The organism is Hydrogenivirga sp. 128-5-R1-1, assembly GCF_000171895.1.
Window position 1 is genome coordinate 1 of the sequence record NZ_ABHJ01000217.1, and the last position, 1,878, is coordinate 1,878.

Genomic DNA, 1,878 nt, shown 5'->3' on the forward strand with positions numbered 1-1,878 from the left:
AAATTAGGTGAAAAGTTTATGACAGGTTCAGCAGGTCAAAAAAGAATTCCTACTGAATTTGTAAAAAATCTCCAAATCCCCCTTCCCCCTCTCCACGAACAACAAAAAATAGCCCAGTATTTAGATAAAAAAACCCAGCAAATAGACCAGCTTATACAAAAAACAGAAAAAGAGATTAAATTAATAAAAGAATTTAAAGAAAAACTGATTTCCGACGCAGTTTTAGGAAAGATAAAAGTATGAAGATTTATGAACAAAATTTAAGACTTACAGAAGATGAAATTAAAGCAATAAAAGAAATTGCAAAAGAGATTTTTGGAAAAGGTGTAAAAGTTTGGATTTTTGGAAGCAGAGCAGACCCGAACAAAAAAGGTGGAGATATAGACATTTACATAGAAATACCCAATTTTGAAAAAACAGATATTTTTGATAAAAAAGTAAAATATTTGGTAAATTTAGAAGAAAAAATCGGAGAACAAAAAATAGACCTAATCATTGCACCTTACGATTGTAAAAAATTTTACTGTTTAGAAGCCAAAAATACAGGAATAAGGATTTTATAATTGAAAAATATAAACCTTGTATTTCAAGAAATAGATAAGCATAAAGAAAGACTTGAGTATGCTATAAACAAAATTCAGCAGTGGAATAATTTTGACACTGATGTTTTTGAAAACCCTGAAAAAGTAGCAATAATAGACTCTTTCATTTTTAGATTTGCAAAAATGCAAGATACAATGGGAGAAAAACTATTCCCATTAATCCTAAACATATTAGGAGAAGAAACAAGAAATAAACCATTCATAGACATATTAAACAGATTAGAACAATTAGAATACATTCCCTCTGCTAATGAGTGGAAAGAATTAAGAAAAATAAGAAACTTATTAACCCATACCTATCCTTGGGAGCAGGAAATTTTATTGCAAGAAATTAAAAATTCATTAAAATATGCAAAAGAGCTAATTGAAATTTATGAAAATATAAAAGAAAAAATAAAACCATACATAAATAAGGGATAAGTAATGGACATTTCAGAAAAATCCTTTGAAGATATAATATTTGAAGATTTTATAAACTTAAACAAATACGAAAAAGGAAATTCAGAAGATTTTGAGCCCGAATTTGCCATTGATACACAAAAACTTACAAAATTTATAAAACAGACCCAGCCAAAAATTTATGAATACTTTGAGCTTGATAATAAAGAAAGTCCAAAAAGAAAAAAACTACTTGATAGAATTCAATCACAGATAAACCAAAAAGGCATAAAAGAAGTTTTAATAAACGGAGTTAAAGAAGGTGCTTATCATATAGAACTATATTACCCTCTTCCTTCAGAACAGAACCAGACAGCAAAAGAAAAATATCAAAAAAATATTTTCAGTATAATAAGACAGCTTAAATACAGCGATAAAAACAACAACAGTCTTGATTTAGTAATTTTTATAAACGGACTGCCTGTAATAACCTTTGAGCTAAAAAACAGATGGACAAAACAAAATGTAAAAGATGCCATAAAACAATATAAAGAAGATAGAAACCCCCGAGAAGAAATATTCAAATTTGGAAAATGCATAGTCCATTTTGCCGTTGATGATAATGAAGTATATATGACAACACATCTACAAGGAAAAAACACAATATTTTTTCCATTTAACAAAGGCTATAAAAATGGGGCAGGAAACCCACCAAACCCAAATGGAATAAAAACAGAATATCTATGGAAAGAAATACTAACAAAAGAAAGTTTATCAAACATCATAGAAAACTATGTGAATATCTTTGAGAGAAAAGACCCAAAAACAGGCAAAAAGAAAAAAATCCAAATATTTCCACGATACCATCAACTTGATGCAGTTAGAAAACTAAAAAAGG

The 1,878-nt window shown here is 28.3% G+C and carries 4 protein-coding genes; all 4 read left to right on the plus strand.

Going from position 1 to position 1,878, the window contains the following annotated elements; all coding sequences use genetic code 11:
• The first annotated feature begins 18 nt into the window (after positions 1-18).
• Positions 19-243: a restriction endonuclease subunit S gene (locus HG1285_RS03190; RefSeq protein WP_083793133.1), complete on the plus strand. Its 225-nt coding sequence runs from the start codon at positions 19-21 to the stop codon at positions 241-243.
• Entirely contained in the window at positions 240-563 is a 324-nt protein-coding gene (locus HG1285_RS03185) for a nucleotidyltransferase domain-containing protein (RefSeq protein WP_008288937.1), read from the plus strand. The genes HG1285_RS03190 and HG1285_RS03185 overlap by 4 nt, the downstream gene beginning before the upstream one ends.
• A complete protein-coding gene (locus tag HG1285_RS03180) occupies positions 564-1,022 on the plus strand; it encodes a hypothetical protein (protein ID WP_008288938.1) in 459 nt (152 codons plus the stop codon). It begins immediately after the preceding gene.
• Positions 1,023-1,025: 3 nt separating this feature from the next.
• A partial coding sequence (locus HG1285_RS03175; protein ID WP_008288939.1) for a type I restriction endonuclease occupies positions 1,026-1,878 on the plus strand: 853 nt, incomplete at its 3' end.

Coding starts and splice junctions, on each gene's coding strand:
- HG1285_RS03190 (WP_083793133.1), top strand. CDS start 19: ATGACAGGTTCAGCAGGTCAAAAAAGAATTCCTACTGAATTTGTAAAA.
- HG1285_RS03185 (WP_008288937.1), top strand. CDS start 240: ATGAAGATTTATGAACAAAATTTAAGACTTACAGAAGATGAAATTAAA.